Raw genomic sequence first — 17,304 nt, 5'->3', positions numbered from 1 at the left:
GTACATGATTGGTAACAAAAGTACAAACAAAGTCTTATAAAAGAAAATAAAAATTACATAAATAGCTATTAATCAAATACAAGAAACTAAAAGAAAGCAAGAGAAAGCATATTTATTTCCCGATACAGAAAGTAAAAACTAATTCATTTACAGTATTTTACAAGTATCAAGATGTACAAAAGTAGTACCGCTTCATTTCTGAAAATAATTTACTTTCTTACAAAAAAATTAGATTGTTCCTTTATTTAATAAAAAAACACTTGTTATTTATCTTATTATTACAAATTCATACCGCATAAACTCATTACTTATACACTTCAAAATAGCCGATGCGGTAAATAAAAACATTATCACCGCATTTTTTGCGGTGAATAATTCTTATATTTACCGCAAACAAATTATCATGGCTCGTTATATCCATCTAAATACAAACTGGACTCAATTTTCTTGGGAAAGCGATGAGTTTATTCAGATTCTTGGTGAAGTTAGAAATTTACAAGGGAAACTCATAGGCAAACTAGAGGTTTTGGGTTTTGACCTGATGGAAGAAGCTAACTTAATGACTCTTACGGAGGATGTAATTAAAACATCTGAAATTGAAGGAGAATTTTTAGATAAAGATCAGGTACGTTCATCTATTGCACGAAGATTAGGCTTAGATATTGTTGGCTCAATACCATCTGATCGAAATGTAGATGGTGTCGTCGAAATGATGATTGATGCCACAAAAAAAGCAGAGGAAAAACTTACTGAAGATCGGTTATTCGGTTGGCATTCATTATTATTTCCTACAGGAAGAAGTGGGATGTATAAAATACAAGTTGCACAATACAGAAATGATGAAAATGGAGCAATGCAAGTTGTTTCTGGTGCAATGGGGCGTGAAAAAGTTCATTACGAGGCTCCGGCATCCGATCGAATTGAATTTGAGATGAATCAATTCCTAGAATGGTTCAATAGCCAACTGGAACTAGATTCTGTTTTAAAATCTGCTATTGCTCATTTTTGGTTTGTCACAATACATCCATTTGACGATGGAAATGGGCGTATTGCTCGCAGTATTGCAGATTTACAATTAACAAGGTCTGATGGGATTAATCAACGTTTTTATAGTATGTCTTCTCAAATCAGAAAAAACAGAAAGGAATATTACGAAATCTTAGAAAAAACCCAGAAAGGGAATTCTGATATTACGAACTGGCTAAATTGGTATTGTCATAATCTTCTATCAGCCATAAAAGATGCAGATAAAACAGTGCAAAAAGTAATGGAGAAGCATCAATTCTGGCAAAATAATAAAGATATAGTTTTTAATGAGCGACAAATAAAAATACTAAATAAGTTATTAGATTATTTTGATGGTAACCTGACCACTGCCAAATGGGCGAAAATTAATAAAACATCGGCAGATACAGCACTACGAGATATTACAGATTTAATTCAGAAGAATATACTGAAGAAAACTGATTCTGGTGGTAGGAGTACGAATTATGAGTTGGTTTAAATCTAATTTATATAGCAATAACTAGCGAACCCCTCTCGGCCTTTTTAGAGTAAACAAGTGTCTCATTGCCATTGTTTAAATTGAATTCTCAAGATGTTCCTGTCGCAAATTTAGCAGATATTTACGACAGAATGCATTGTGTTTTAATTTATCACTTATAGACACTCAATACTTTGAATACAATTAATTTTATCTTTGTAATTTTCAAAATCAAATAAATTAAACCCTGGATATAGTGCATCAAAATATACTATTTATCTGTTCCGCAAACAAACAAAGATCAAAAACAGCTGAAGATTATTTCAGTGCAAAATATCCTGAAAAAACATTTACTTCCGCAGGAACAAACTTGAAAATTTGCGAACGTGAAGGAACCAATCCGTTAACTATTGCATTGTTGGAAGAGGCTGATTTAATTTTTGTTATGGAAAATAGACATAAAAAGCAAATCACTGATTTTTTAAGAGCTAAGTTAACAAAGGATATTACGGTTCTGAATATTCCAGATCTTTATAAATATTATTCAAAAGAATTAATTGATATTTTAGAAGATAAATTGGGGCAATATTTTGACAAGATATTTGCAGTATGAAGTGTAATGTAACATCTTTACGATGTTACAGCGGTTAAAATATAGGCAATGATATTCCTAATTTAAAAACTTTATGATAAGCGCCAATTTCTGTTATCAGTAAATTTTCAATTCTTAACCTCTCATTATCATTCTCATTATTCTCAATTGGCTTTGGATAAATAATTAAACATGGAATTTCTTCATTATCCGAGTATTTTAATTTTTCTCTAACTTTATTTAATCTTGCGTATCCAGCGACTTGTCTGATGTCTTGGTGGATTTGGCTATAATTGTATTTGAGTTTATATTTTGTATCGACAACGATCTTCGTATATTCTGTACAAATCAAAAAATCAAGTGAATTACCATGAGTAGAAAATTGATAATTAAAATGCGATGCAGAAAGACTTGGGTTCTCTTCCAGAAACTTTGAATAAACATATAACTCAAACATTTTGGGCATATCAATCCAAAATGGGGGTGTTGATATTTTTTCGGATGTTGTTCTGGTTATGTTATATGAAAATCTTTTTAAAATCTGTTGTCCAATTTTGATGGCTTCTTTGTATTCTTTGAAAAATGGATTGTGTTTTAAGTATTTTATTTCCTGAATATCAACTTCAGAGCTAATGTGCTCAAAAGTCGGACGAATGTAATTAATCATCCAAGAAATATCATTAACATTTTTAAAATAGTATTCGTTATTCTCTACATACTGTGTACAGAATAAAAACACTTTTTTCAGGAAGCGGTTTTCAACAGAATTTTCTCCGAAAACCTCATACTCACAAACAGTATTGGTTAAGCGGTTTTTAAAAACATTTTGTTTTATTTGCTGCCCTATCAAGATTTTCCCCTTCACTCTACTACGAAGGCTTTCCTGAACTTTGTAATAGGACTTCTTCAAACCTTTTCGTGCAATATCTTGAAGAAGTTTTAGAAATTTCACTACTAAAAAAGGGGTAAGTAAATCTTGTTTTTGTTCGATCTCAATTTCAGTTGATTCCCAGTCGATTAACAGTAACTTATCGGTTTCTTTTGCCACTTCTCTGTGTGACATAATTTTCATCAACATAGCAATTACATCGACTTCCTTTAACGAATCCTCTTTTTTTACTTTCTGTTCTGTATTTTTATTAAATTTTTCTATTCCATCATCAGAAATATTTTCATTCTCATTTTTAATAGCCTCTTCGAAAGTTTCGGCAACACAAAAATTAAGTTTAGGCTCTACGTGAAGATATCGATCTTTGGTCAACCAATCTAAACCTACAAAATAATCGCTGTTTAAAACAACTTCATTTTCGGAAATCTTGCAAGAAAAACAATGATAATCTTTACCACGTTCGGTTTTGAATTTGCGAGGTTTGATTTTATCTAACGAATGATTCCAGATAAAATCTTTCTTATCTTTTTCCTCGACAAGATTAAAATTATCCGTTAATGTTAATTTATATGCAATATGTTCCTTTAATAAGATGCCCATTATAAAGATTTTATATAATCTTCTACAGTTATCTCACCTACCTTTCCTGTGAGAACTCCATCTTTTGCATATTCTAGTAAGATTGGCTTAATCTCGTAATCGATACGAATACGGAAATCATCTGGTTCTAAGCTTCCATCTTCTAATTTCTTTTGGATAAAATAAGAGTGACCAATCCAAACATCTTCTGGTCTGAATTCTGCTGAAAGTGTTTTTCCTCGTTTTAGGGGTGTTTTCTCATTAGAAACATATTCATCGTAATTAATAATAAACAGTTCACTTACTTTTTTAAACCAATCTTTATGGAATACAATTTTATCATCGTCCAGTTCTTTAGGCAACACATCTACAAACGCAAATCGTCTTCTAATAGCATAATCAATGTGTCCAACACTTCTGTCTGCTGTGTTCATTGTACCGATGATATAAAGGTTAGGAGGAAGAATTAATTTCTGAGAATTGTTTACTTCATACATACTTTCAACTTCTTCGCCACGGTATTCGAGTGCGTAAATGAGTTCACCTAAAACTGAGGAAACGTTAGCTCGGTTGATTTCGTCGATAACTAATACATAATTTTTAAGATCTACATTTTCACTCCCTGGCTTATAGGAATATTTCTCAAAGAATTTTTTTAAAAGGGAACCATAATATGTAAATCTATAGTTTGAATGCACAAATCTATCTTTGTCCAGTTTTGGTGATGCTAAATCAATTTCTTGATTAATAACCGCTTTAATAAGATTTTTAAATTCTTCAAATTTCAAATGTCCTGGTGTTTTCCAATCTTTTCCATATAAAAAATCTTTGTTTCTTACTTTAAAAATATTTACCTTCTCAGATAGTACATAGCCCTCATCATTAAGGTTACCATCTAAATCATTCTTAAAATCTTCAAAACTTTTGTCAATCCAGATATCAATACTATTACTGTTTGTGTGATCAGAACTTCTATAAAAATTTATCAACGCTTCTTTTGCAAATTTGGCAAGTATTTTATTTTCTGCATCGTAAACTAATCCATTTCCTTCTTCGTCAGGTTTAGCAACAATACCTCTTACAAAATCATCGTAAGTGTAGCTTGGATGAAACTGTATTATTTTAAATTGATTTTCTAGAAACTTCTGATAGAGATGGTATGCAACTGCTTGTGCTCCTCTATCATTACCATTAGATACTGCATCCCAATTTTGTGCTTTAACGAAATCAATGATTTTACTTTTCGTAATTTTTTTATCTTGTATATCTTTACCTTCTAACTCGATATTATTTTCTGATATATTTTTTACTGTATATTTTGCATTTTTAGCTATTGAAAAAACAGTCTCATCTTTAACCAAATTATTACCAAAATAGCTATTTCTATTTAGCTCATTTAGTAAAATCTTATTTGCTATCAGTTTTGCTTCTCTGGTTTTACCAGTTCCTGGTGGACCTTGTAAGATGATTTGTTTTTTGTATTGAAGTAGTTTTATTTTATCTTCCATATCGATATGGTCTTTTAATTGTTGAAATATTTCTTTAAGCCTGTTAATAAGAAGTGGGTAGGTAAACTCGTACAATTCAGTTAAACATTTTATAATGTCTACGACTTCAATGTCTGTGCTTATATCAAATTTTCTGTTATGAGTAATTGCTTTACCCTGCCATTTCTTTACTGAAATATTAGCGGGTAGATTTTGTTTCAACAAATTAAATAATTCTTGATTATAATGTTTATTTTCAAAATGTACATCCACCGAAATAATGCCTTTCTCAATTATTACTTCAAAATGAACAATCGAATCATCAAAATATCCTTCAAGATCTGTAAGCCAAAGGTATTTTAATCCCACTGTTGTACTAGAGATAAATTTTAACTGATTATTATCAACATAATTTATTAAATCATTTTTTACTTCTTTGAATTTACTGTAAATCATTATGTTTTTTTTTGCTATTGAAATTAAAATGTTTGATGTATTTTTAAACTACAAGAATAACCTCCACAACCTACATCCAAATTATTATTTGTTGTTACAAAAGAAATGTGATTATTGGGAGTAAATAATTTGTTGTTCCAATTCCAGTTATCATGAGCTAATATAGCACTAGGCTTGGGATGTCCGTATTTCGTCGTAGCATGAGAATATACAATATTTCCATTTGAACATAGAGGAATAGGAGAGTTGTTGTCATCAAAGTTTGCTCCATGATGAGTCGCCAACAATCCATCAAACTGATTTTTTTTGATTGAAGGTATATATTTATATGCTGCATCAGCTGGATTTAAAACCTTTTTTATAGAATTGTTAGGAGAGTCAACAATTAATGCTAGACCTGAATGATTCTTATCTGATCCTGTGCATTTTATTAATTCACCAAACCAAGTTTTAACATTGCCATGCAGAGTTTTTGGCCATAAAATGAGTCTACCTGTTGCTCTCATTTTAGCAGCAAGCTTAAAATATAATGGTGTTATATTTTGTTCCGGAGTAATCCAATTAATATCTTTCAACTGTGTTGAATTTTTTGCGAGATATCGTCTAGCTGTCTCTAAATGGTCTCCATCCCAATGAGAAATTATAATAGTTTTTACAAAAGTGAAACATAAATCCAACGTGACTGGATATGTTTTGGTATTCCAAGCAAAGCCTCCACCTAAATCAAAATAAAAAATAGGAATATTATCTTGAGTTGTTACAGCTGTCAAACTACCTTGTCCTACATTATATACATTTAACTTATGATTAAAATGATTTTTTTTCTCATACATAGAATTTAATATGTTGAATATTTCTTCCTTATTGGATTTTTCAAAATTATTCCAAGAAAAATATTTACTTAGAACTTTATTAATATTATTTCGATTATTAATTTGTTTTATAGAGACAATATATTTTTTTTCAACAACATCCTCATTGACATCTTGAATAATACTTACTGGTAACCTAGTCTCTTTTTCTGACACTCTTAATGAAAACCATCTACTTTTAAAAATTTCATGTTTAAAGAAATCTTTAAATTCCTTGTACTCATCTTTATGTATTTCTATTGAAAATAGAAAACTTCTAATCTCTTCAAACGATTCCTCAAGTGATGATTTCTTGTAAAATTTTATAGTATCACTCTTAATACCATCAAAAACGATTTCATAATAGTCATCTTTTAACTCTTCAATATTTTCAAGTCCAACATAAAAAATTTCATCTGATTCTTTTATATCTCCATATAATAACTCTTTCATATCTGTGTTTTTAAATTAATATTTTATTATCAGCATTCTTCAATACCGTTTCTTTTCGCTCTGTTTATTTCATCTAAAATCTGGTTTATTTATGAAGCATTTTTTTATTTCAAAAGCTTCGTAAGGTAATTTAATTCCTTCTATTATTTCCTCGGTGATTATTAGTTTATCGTAAGTATTAATTAGAATTTCACTAAGCCTTATGAATTTCATCAAAGATTTTGAAGATTATTTACGTTATTAATCTTTTAATTTGATCTCCCCATGTATCTGGAAAATATGGTATCAGATAGAACACGTGTACTAAATCTTTCATCAATGGAAATCCTGCATTATCAGTTCTATAAAAATATTCAAACTCATCTTTTGAACTTAGCACATATTTTTTAAACTCGTCGAAACTCAAATCCCCGTTCATACTAAAATTTGAATAATCGATTTTTTTCAATGATAGGTCTCGTTGATAGCCTTCATTAAATAAGGGTTTTGAAAATAATTGTTCTTCAAAATCATTTTCAACATCTTCAATTAGATGTTTTGAAATAGAATTAATTCCAAAATGTGGAACAAAATAACCAAGGTCAATTTTTTTTTCTAAGACAAATTCTCGCAATTCCTTATATTCTTTTTCTAGGTCTAAAATAGCAATGTAGATAAATATGGTCGCCAATAGTGGGGATGTTGAATCAGAATAAAAGATTGGTTTTGTCCCAGTCATTTTAAATTTAATGACATTCTCAATACTGTTATTAGCATCAGGTAAAAAATTATTGTCTATCTTCCTTTTTCTAATATTATAAATAACACTTTTTAAATATTCTTTTGCAGTATATTGGTCGCCAAAATCTAAAAATAAGTTTGTAACAGAAACAATTACATTAGAATGATAATCGATTAAAGGCTTCATACAAAGCCTATTTTGTTCTATAACCTCTTCTAAAATGAACCTTGCTGCATCTTTGTTAGTTTTAGTATTATGACTAGATAGCCAATACTTAATATAAATCACATAAAACTCCAAAAAGTCAAATGATCTGAGGTTGTATCCAATCTCTTCATACATACCACCTCTCTCATAGTAAAGACCGTCTTTTTTAAGCGCAATTGGTAAAGTCTTTTCAAAATAATCTTGCAAAACTTCATCAAAGTAAAACTGATATAACTGCTCGAAATATTTGCACACGAATTTATTATCTTCCAATTTATTTTTAAGTGCCCAATGCCAAACTTTAATCAATAAGCAGAGCAGATATTTTTTTGCAATATTTAAATTGTTATATCTTTTTGACTCAGTAAAAACAATGAATGAGATTAACTTAAAAGTCTCAAACAACATCTGATTATTTCTATTTTTTCGGAGCTTTTTTCGATCAAATTGAAACAGTGACAACAAATTTTCTAATAACTTTACAAAATCACTAGAAACATTTTCATCAGCATCGAGATTTATCAGAGTTTTATTAAACAATCTTACATTAACATCATCCGTCAAAAGATAAGCATTGAACAGTTTTTCAGTGAATATTTTAGTCAATCTAGAAATATCCCATCTATCAAAAGTTGTATTGTTTGTGCTACGTGACATGCTCAAAAACATATTGTTCATTAATTGAGATACATTTCCTTTAGCTGTACCATTATGAACAATAACAATTTTCAAGGGAAGAGTTTCATATTTAGGATATTGAGACACATACGGCACATAAGCAGCATCAAGCAAAGAACTAGCAATACCATCAGAAGCATTAAATTTTTCTTCAGTTATATCTCGATCCTTACCTCCTTTTAATTCAAAAAAAAATCTTTTTTTTATATTATCTTCCGGATCAACCCCAATAGCAACTATATCTTTTCCATATTCTTTAAGTCCTAAATTTTCAGTTGGTTTAGTTAAAATTTCGAATCCTTGAGCTTCTAAGAGAATTGGAAATATTTTGTTCAATTCATCTTTTTCGGTTAGCGATTCTAAATATTCTTTAACTATTAAATTTCTAATTTCCATTTTCAAAATTATTTAAAGATATTTCAAAAGCTTCGGGATCTTTATAAGCCCTTTTATCAATCATTGCACTAACACTTACTTTTCCCAATGGATTAATTTCTTTATCTCCTATCTTAAAAGAGTTACCTCTCACAATAATTTTAGTGCTTGCAAACTGACCAAATATTGATTTTTTATCAGCGTTTTTGCTAGCTTTAGATTGACTTTCATTTTGTAACCTATAATATAAGTTCAAGTGTTCATCCTCATTTAAATAAGGATTAAATTCATTTATACTTTCTCGCTCAACTTTATCAATCAGGTATTCATCTAGTGCAATATGCATTTTTTCTAAAAATTTCTGATTTGCTTTTGACTTTGTGATTTGTGATTCAATCAACTCATATAATGTTTTACCATATGCTTCTTTTATCAATATTGATAATTGTGAAATCAAACAATCTCTAATTTTACTTGATTTAGAGTTTCTTAATGGTAAGATTAATGGCAAAAGTCGTTCAAAGAAGATTGGATATTTACAACAAGCCACAATCGCATTTAATTGCTGAATATTTGTTGATTTTTTTAAGTCAACATTATATGGTTTGGAATAACCAGACATAATTACTTGAACACCTAATAAACTATGCTTTCTACTGCTAAATAGCTCGAATATACAATGCTCAGTCTCTTCATTCTTGATATTCCAAAAATTTTGCAGAGCACTATCAAATAGTTCGGTAGCATAGCGCCAGCCTGTTGTTCTAGATGTCATAACCATCAGGTGGAACAGATATTTTGGTTCGCTAAAATTGTGAAAGAAATTTTGTACTACTGAAAAATTTTGTGTTCTTGATAAATATTGATGGAGTAATTTATACTTTTCTTCATCGTTATCTTTTAGTTGAAAAGTAATAGTATGAAAAACTGCATTTAAAACATTGTCTTCGGTTGAGACTATTAAATTATCTAATATTTCAAAATATTTATTCTTTATGAGTTGTGGTGTAGATTTATTCATTATAAGCTTGCAAAGGAAGTAGCTGTATTCAGAAATCTGATCATCGGAAAATTTTGAATTATCTACAATCTTATCAACTTCTATGATATCGTCCTCATTGGTAAATGGTATTCTGCCAAAAATAAATAGAGCTGTAGTGGGTAAGCTCACAAATATTTTTTTTGCTTCTTCAAAAACAAAGTCTACATCAATTTTTATAAAATTGTATAGTATTTTCGCCAAAAAAAAATGTTTCATATCAGTGCCTTCCTCGAGTACAGAATTATATAACTCTATCGCCAAATCGGGATTTAATCTCGGTAAATCTCCTAGAAAAGCCTCAGCTTCATAATTTTTGGAGGAGTTAGCAAGTTCTATTATGCATTTTTTTAAATCACTTAAACTTGCAAATTTTGAGATTGCAAATAAATAAGACAATCTAAAATCTATAATGTGAGGCTTTCGTTTCTCCTCTTTTTCTAAAATTTTAAAGATTTCATTAATATCTAAACCATTTTCCAAAAAAAATTTCAACATGGAGGATAATAAGCCTTGAGTTATTTGTCTAGCCCCACTCCAAAGATAATTTCCATTATATATATTGATCTTATTGAAGAAGTCATCTACAAATTGATATGCTTCAGGTAGATTTGAAGGCATTTTTTTACCCAAAATATTTTCTGAGTAGACTGAAAGTTTTTTATTGAAAAAATCTGAGTAAAAATTAATCTCATACACTTCTAAAGTTTCATTTTCAATTTTTGTAAGAACTCCAGAATCGATTAATTTTTTTGTAACAATTTTGTTGCTAGAATTATATTGTGTTTTGTGGTTAATGAAGCAATAACTAACGAGTAATTCAAGATCTTTATCCATGTTAAATAAAAAAAAATATTTTTGCTTTTCTCTCTTTTCTCAAAAAGATTTTAGTTTTCCAAAAGTTTCAAACTCTAAAAACTTTGATTTAAATAATTCTGATGGAATTTTCTTTTTTAATAAAAGATGAAAATTTTCCTCATGGGTAGAAACAATTAATTGCTTATCTAGCGACAACGTAATCCCGCGAAATAAATCTATAAATGAAAGAATATTAATACTATCCATTGATTGAATTGGATCGTCAATAAAAATACAATCTACAGAATTACCTTCATTATCTGTTGTTTTTAAAGCTCTTGTTAAAAATATACTTAAACTAAGAATATTCACCTGTGCTGTACTGAAATATAATGAGGGAATGCTTTTTATTCCTTTACTATCTTTCGTATAGATTTGTAATCTAGGTTTAATTTCTCCAAAATCACATTCAAATTCAATTTCTTTGTAGTCGGGATGAGGATCAATTTTTCTATAAATAGCGTTTATGAGAGTTGTATAAAAATAGGCTTCAATTGTATCTTTCAGGTACGTTTTTAGAGTTTCTTTTTCATTATTTAGTTCCTCATCAGCACTACCTAACTCCTTAAGACTCGAATTGATCCTATCAATTTCATCCTTTACTCTTTTAGATTCAGTAGCTTTTATACAGGCATCATTCAAAATTTTTAGAATTTTATATTTTTCAATTTTATATTCAACTTGTATTTCAACCTCCTTTTGTTTTCCAATCAAATCTAAAAATGCTGCTTCAATTTGAGATTTATCTTTATCACTTATTTTCATACCAAATTCTGATAGAATAAAATTTTCATAACTTTCGTAAACTCTCAATATTATCCTTTTTGCATCATCTAATTCTTGAGCTTTTTTAATGTATTCTTCCTTCAATAAAGTATGATTAGATAGTTTTAGCATTAATTCTTCTAAAGATTTTTTAAAACTCGCTTTTTTATCTGTTAAGTTATTGAGAGTTGCGTTAATATTGGATATGCTTTCTAATAGTTTAGATTTTTCAATATTATTAGAGTTCAATTCTCCAATAAAATACTCTCGGACATCCTTGTGTTCATTTGAAGACTGATGTTTTAATAGGTTGTTTTCTGAAATTTCTAGCTTCTCAGTAGTTGATTTAATTAATGTTTCTTTCTCTAATAATATTTCATCATTTTTTTTAATTTCACCAGATAACTCGACAATTTGATTATCCGTTTTCGCTATATCATTTTGTATTTTGGCTGCTAATTCATCAAAAGTCTTTGAATCTTCTAATAATAAATTAATGCCACTTAAGATCGATTGATTACTATTCAATTTCTCTGAATAAATCTTTCTATCAGAATCTAATTTACCTATTGTATTTTGTGCGTTTCTAAAATTCGATAAATAGGGCTGTTTAATTGAAGAAAGAAAATTCTCGATGTTTTCTTTTGCAACTGACAGCTCTGTTACTAGATTATTGATTTTCCACTCTATTTCAACCTTTTGTTCTAGATATCTTTTTAACTGACCATCTAATAACTTATTAGATAAGATATTTTCAGATAGTTTTTCAAAGGTGTCATACTTATGGTTACATAAAGGACAGTCTGAACTTTTTGACTTGTTTACAAGTTCCAATCCTGAATTTATAAAGTCATTAAGTTCTTTATTTAACTGGTTTTGACTGTCAATTTTAAATTGAATTTCCTGAATATCTTTCTTTAATTTTTCTAGATTTTTTTTCTCATTTATGTAATGAGTAACTAATTCTTTATGCTCGTCAAATAATTTAAATTCCAACAAAAGTTCAATATCATCGTTGATCTTATTTTCATAATATCCAAACTCATCCAAAATTATTTTTAAGTCATTCTGTTTCTTTTCTTCTGTTGTAATCGATTTTATTAAATCATCAATAACCTTTTGTGAATCAACGATAGTCTGAGAAGCTAATTCAAACTGTTTTTTTTGAGTTGGTATATTATTTAATTTAGATTGATTATTTTCAAGAGATTTCTTTACATCGTTAAACTTTATAACTTTATCATTTTTATCCTTTTCAGCATCAGACTTCTCACGTTCGGAAGTAAGTAAATTGTCTTTAAGCCCAACGATATCTTTATCTAAATTATCTATTTCTTTTTGTATACTAAGAAATGTTTCGAATTGCTTCTCAATATTGAGAGCACGCTCCAATTTATTTTGTTGAATTTTTAAATTCTCTTCGGTAACATTAAATTCATTAGTAACCTTTTCTTGGTCTTTAAACCACTTTATTATCTTATCTAATTCTTTAATTTCCTCATCTAATTTTACAATACGACTCTTATTGTCAAGGTAAGATAAAACCCCACCGTTTAATTTATTATCTTCAGATTCTTCCCCATCTCTTGCTAGTATAATATTAATTATTCGTGACTTACTTTTTTCTAAATCATCTTTTAATAATAATAGTCGAACATCAATATTACGAGATAAATTATCATAGGAGCTTTGATTAAATGTGTTTTGATCAATTATATCTAAATTCTCACTTTCTTTCTTGAGCGATCTAATTACTTCATTAATCTCATCAAACTTTTTAAATTCTTGATCAAAATCGATTTCTCCTTGAAGTTTTTTTTCTTCATCTCCTTTCCTTTTAACTAATTCTTGTCTTTGGTCTGAAATATATCCCAAAAGAATGTTAATTTTTTTGTAAACTGAATCGTATTTTTTTAAATTCTCATCAATTTCTAAAAAGGTTTCATAACGTTTATCAGCCTTTTCTTCCTTAAGAAAAGCATCAATTAGATCTTGTGATAAGAATTGCTTTTGAAAATATTCATTTTCGGCTATCGCTTTATAATCATATTTCTTACGTTTATTAATAACATTTTTAAAAGGCTTTAAATTAGTCTCTATTGATACTTCTCCTAATAGAGATGCTTTATTCAACAACAAAGGAGCATCATTATCTTTCCTTACTTTTTCGAAATCAACCATTCTATCGAAACGCTGAATTTTATGAGTAATTCCCCATTCAACAGCATCGTAGAAAGAGGTTTTACCAAAACCATTTGGAGCGTATATAGAAGCGAAATTCATTATTTCACCACCTTTTGTAAAATCAAAAGTGGCATCTTCTACTTTTTCAAATGCTCTGAAACCAGTAATTTTTACGCTTTTGATTTTCATATTGTATTTATTTTTTTAATGAATGCTTCTTGAGCTTTCCTGTCACCAATAAGTTTTTCCTCATCTGACAACAGTTTCCAAAGTTTTTCATTCTTTGGTATGTATGCTGAAATAGTGACTTCTTGAGTTGCTTCTACAATTTCTTTTAAATCTGAGTTAGTAATGTGTTTTACAATTAAACGATTCGCCTCATAATCATTAAATTCTCTATCATAAGAATCCTCTACAATCTTTCTACTTGAAAATTTATCATTCTCAATTTTGTTTTTGAGTTCTTTGGAAGTTATATCAATAGTCACATATATGATGTAGAGGTTCCACTTTTCATACACTGTTTCTAATTTAGATTGATATTTTAATGCAATTTCCTTTGAAATATTTTCCCAAAGGTTTTCTTCAGAAAGATTAGAACTATTTGTCAATACAAAAAATACAGATACTTTTACATTAGATTTTTCTAGACGAAATTGAAAATCACAAGTTTTGTATTTTTCTTTTAATTGATTTATGATTTCCTTACTATATTCCAAATACTTTTCCATATTCTTCTTTTAATTTAATTAATAGCTCAGGCTCATTTGACCTCTTATAAGTTTTGAAATTTTCACTATTCTCAATGAGCATATATTTTTTTAAATACTCAAAATGTACAAAATTGTACTTATCAAATATAAAATCAGTAATATCATCTATTGGTCTGCCAACATCATTAACAACTGATAAAGTTCCATTCTCATGACTTTTTCTAAATGAATCAATTCTCGGCACTAAACTTCCTTTTTCCAATTTGTAATAAGCTATATTCCCCGCAATTGGATTGCTTTTTGTTTTTATAAAAACTGTTCCATTTTCATTTAATCCCAAGTAGTTTGATGACAAACAGTCTCCTAAGAAATTATCGCTTTGCCAATCATCATCAGTATTTTTATACAATAGTCTTGTCATTGAAAAAATACCTTCTAGATCATTTTGACTACAAGCTATTTCTTTTGCAATATTTATTAATGTTAAAAACTCTAACCAAGTAACATAGATTAGTTCATCATTGAGTTTTACACCACTATTTTCATTTATTAATAATCTCTCTTTAAAAAGATTTTTAATAAATATTGGAGTAATATCACTATTAATAACCTCTAACGTTTTATCCTTCAGAAACTTTCTTGTGTATGAAATATTTTCGTCCAAGATGCCCGCAGAAATATCAAAAACTTTATCCTTTAAGAACTCAAAACTTTTCAAAAATGAAGGGATCATTTCTGACAAATTGTTCTCCTCAACTATTTGAATAAACTTATTAATCGGAACAATATCTATTTGACCATTTGCATAATCTGTAATTGTAGATGATTGAATACCAATGATATTAATCACTCCATTATTTAATCTCAAAATTCCACCACCAGAAAAACCAATAATATCTTCATGATTTAGATTTCCAAAGTTGGTCTCTAATCTTAAGTACCCGTTATTGGTTGTATCGATTTTACGATTAATTTGATGATTACTGTACTTATCATTATCATTATCATTTATTTTGTTAGGATAACCACAAAGCAAACATTCATTAAATGCGATACAATTTTCATCAACAAAAATTTGATTTAAGCCCAAATTTTCATTTAAAATTAAAATAGCAGCATCTATATTTTCATCAGAGTGCTCAAAATAATTTTCACCTATTTTAATTTCTATTTCTTTTTTGTCATTTTGAGCATACGAGAAATAAAAACTAATTTTTTCAGTTAGTATATTTGTTTTCTGACCTCTGTCATTCTCTACATCTTTATAAAAGATATGCCTTGCGGAAAGAATGTAAGTTTTTGTTTCATCTAAAGGTTGAAATAAAACACCACTACCACCACCTAAAATAACTGTATATCTTTTTAAATAGTTTTCGTCCATGGATAAATAAATTCATTAGTGACTTTAGCTTTAAATATTGAGAAATCATTCCAATCTTCTTCTAAGAAAACTCTATCTGTTAAATCATAATTAAAGCGTATTACAGCATTAGGATGATTATTGATAATTCTAGCTATCGTTCTTTTATTTGGTAATCCGTGTTTAGTTGCGTTTGAACTTATTAAATAATTATCCGTTTTTACAATTTCCAAAAGTTCTTTGTTGGTATTGTACATACTTCCGTGATGAGAAACCTTCATCAACTCTACATGTAATGTATTATCCTTATTGTAACCGAATTTGTTCAAGCCTTCGATTATTACTGAAGGATGAGCATCAGCTAAGAAAAGAAAACTTTTGTCTTCATATTCCATTATAAATGCAATAGAACTTCCATTAGCTACGCTTTTATCCTCTTTAAATTTGAAATTAGGTTCGCTTTCTTCATGAATAAAATCCTTTAAAGAAGTATTGAAATCATATTCATCACCACTTGTAAAATAATCCTTTTGTTTTTCATAAAGGTTTAACAGATCATTAAGTTTCTCATTATTTGGCGACAAAATTTTGAATTTTAAGCCAAACAAATCGTATTTTGAAGCTTGTTCAATAATTTCGCCTTCCCATAAATTATGATTTCGAAGGTAATTTTCAAATTTAATTCCTTGTTTAGGACTTGTGTGAAAATGGTCTGCTCCATCAACTATTTGAATATCTAAATCTTTGTTTTCAGTACTTTCAAACTTCTTAGCTATTTCTTTTCCTGAGTTAAACCAAACCTTTTTAATAAGACTCGAAGCTTCTTTATCTTTATTCAACCATCTCAAGATTCCTCCAATATGATCGTCATCAAAATGAGTCAGAACAAGAAGGTCAATAAATTGTTTTTCTTCACGAATTTTTTCAAATATTTTATGTAAATCTCCTTTTACATTTGCTGTACTCTTATAAGTATTGCCAATTCCTCCATCAATAAGAATATTTCTTGGTTCATCATTTTCGAGAAATGAAATTAAAAATGAATCTCCATTTCCCGCTTGTAAAAATTTTATTTTCATGATTTCGCTTTTTATTTTTCAGCACTTATATCAAAAAACCTATCAAAATAAGCCTTAAGCTTTTCCAAAACAATTTCCTTCTTCTTCATCAAATCTCCGGTGGGAGAAAATCGGGAAAGCAAGATCCCACAAACATAAGATTTAAAATTCCATCCATTTACACCTTCTCTTAAATTATTGGCAATCTGCCATATCGCACGATGTAACTCGTCACGTTCCTGCTCTCTAGTCATTAGTCATTGAATTATATATGGTTATTTAAAATCTTTAAATATAATAAAAGCAAGCAAAGGAAAAAAACGGGAATCCGCATATTGAGTGCTTTTTTTACTTTTTCGCATTTTATTTAAAAAAAATCCCAATGCTTAATGCGAAATAGCATTTTGAAAATAGATAAAAGTAAATTTTCAAGATCGAATTCTTATCTTTGTTCTAGAAAATAAAAAATTTAATTAAAGCGTAAGCTATCGTATTGGTGTAAGAAAACTGCGAATCTTCTAAAACATCCAAAATTCGATAGGCTTACGCCCATGTC

Annotated in this window: 12 protein-coding genes; 2 read left to right on the top strand and 10 right to left on the bottom strand. The window is 28.7% G+C overall.

The window, feature by feature from the left end; all coding sequences use genetic code 11:
- Positions 1-403: 403 nt before the first annotated feature.
- Together LO744_RS14745 and LO744_RS14740 are read left to right on the top strand one after the other, a co-directional pair.
- Positions 404-1,504, top strand: a complete 1,101-nt coding sequence (locus LO744_RS14745; protein ID WP_230670432.1) for a Fic family protein — start codon at positions 404-406, stop codon at positions 1,502-1,504.
- A 235-nt stretch (positions 1,505-1,739) separates the two neighbouring features.
- Positions 1,740-2,096, top strand: coding sequence for a phosphotyrosine protein phosphatase (locus LO744_RS14740; protein ID WP_230670430.1), 357 nt, complete (start codon positions 1,740-1,742; stop codon positions 2,094-2,096).
- A gap of 34 nt (positions 2,097-2,130) precedes the next feature.
- Here LO744_RS14740 and LO744_RS14735 read toward each other — a convergent pair whose 3' ends face one another.
- The 10 genes from LO744_RS14735 to LO744_RS14690 form a co-directional block, all read right to left on the bottom strand.
- On the bottom strand, positions 2,131-3,564 hold the full coding sequence (locus tag LO744_RS14735; RefSeq protein ID WP_230670428.1) for an McrC family protein: 1,434 nt from the start codon (positions 3,562-3,564) through the stop codon (positions 2,131-2,133).
- The gene (locus LO744_RS14730) at positions 3,564-5,486 is read right to left on the bottom strand and encodes an AAA family ATPase (RefSeq protein ID WP_230670426.1); all 1,923 of its coding nucleotides are present in this window, start codon (positions 5,484-5,486) and stop codon (positions 3,564-3,566) included. Before LO744_RS14730 ends, LO744_RS14735 begins: the two co-directional genes overlap by 1 nt.
- 23 nt (positions 5,487-5,509) lie before the next feature.
- Positions 5,510-6,790, bottom strand: coding sequence for a hypothetical protein (locus LO744_RS14725; RefSeq protein WP_230670424.1), 1,281 nt, complete (start codon positions 6,788-6,790; stop codon positions 5,510-5,512).
- Between the two features lie 232 nt (positions 6,791-7,022).
- Positions 7,023-8,792 (bottom strand): hypothetical protein, encoded by a 1,770-nt coding sequence (locus LO744_RS14720; protein ID WP_230670422.1) that lies wholly within the window; start codon positions 8,790-8,792, stop codon positions 7,023-7,025.
- On the bottom strand, positions 8,782-10,647 hold the full coding sequence (locus LO744_RS14715; protein WP_230670420.1) for a hypothetical protein: 1,866 nt from the start codon (positions 10,645-10,647) through the stop codon (positions 8,782-8,784). The genes LO744_RS14720 and LO744_RS14715 overlap by 11 nt, the downstream gene beginning before the upstream one ends.
- A 39-nt stretch (positions 10,648-10,686) precedes the next feature.
- Positions 10,687-13,806: an AAA family ATPase gene (locus tag LO744_RS14710; RefSeq protein ID WP_230670418.1), complete on the bottom strand. Its 3,120-nt coding sequence runs from the start codon at positions 13,804-13,806 to the stop codon at positions 10,687-10,689.
- Positions 13,803-14,348: an ABC-three component system middle component 1 gene (locus LO744_RS14705; protein WP_230670416.1), complete on the bottom strand. Its 546-nt coding sequence runs from the start codon at positions 14,346-14,348 to the stop codon at positions 13,803-13,805. The genes LO744_RS14710 and LO744_RS14705 overlap by 4 nt, the downstream gene beginning before the upstream one ends.
- A complete protein-coding gene (locus tag LO744_RS14700; protein WP_230670414.1) occupies positions 14,326-15,711 on the bottom strand; it encodes an ABC-three component system protein in 1,386 nt (461 codons plus the stop codon). Before LO744_RS14700 ends, LO744_RS14705 begins: the two co-directional genes overlap by 23 nt.
- The gene (locus tag LO744_RS14695; RefSeq protein ID WP_230670411.1) at positions 15,693-16,769 is read right to left on the bottom strand and encodes a ComEC/Rec2 family competence protein; all 1,077 of its coding nucleotides are present in this window, start codon (positions 16,767-16,769) and stop codon (positions 15,693-15,695) included. Before LO744_RS14695 ends, LO744_RS14700 begins: the two co-directional genes overlap by 19 nt.
- 11 nt (positions 16,770-16,780) lie before the next feature.
- Positions 16,781-17,002 (bottom strand): hypothetical protein, encoded by a 222-nt coding sequence (locus tag LO744_RS14690; RefSeq protein ID WP_230670409.1) that lies wholly within the window; start codon positions 17,000-17,002, stop codon positions 16,781-16,783.
- Positions 17,003-17,304 lie beyond the last annotated feature (302 nt).

Source organism: Chryseobacterium turcicum, from assembly GCF_021010565.1.
GTDB classification, from domain to species: Bacteria; Bacteroidota; Bacteroidia; order Flavobacteriales; family Weeksellaceae; genus Chryseobacterium; species Chryseobacterium turcicum.
The sequence above is the reverse complement of the archived record's forward strand: the minus strand, read 5'-3'. Positions and strand labels throughout refer to the sequence as shown.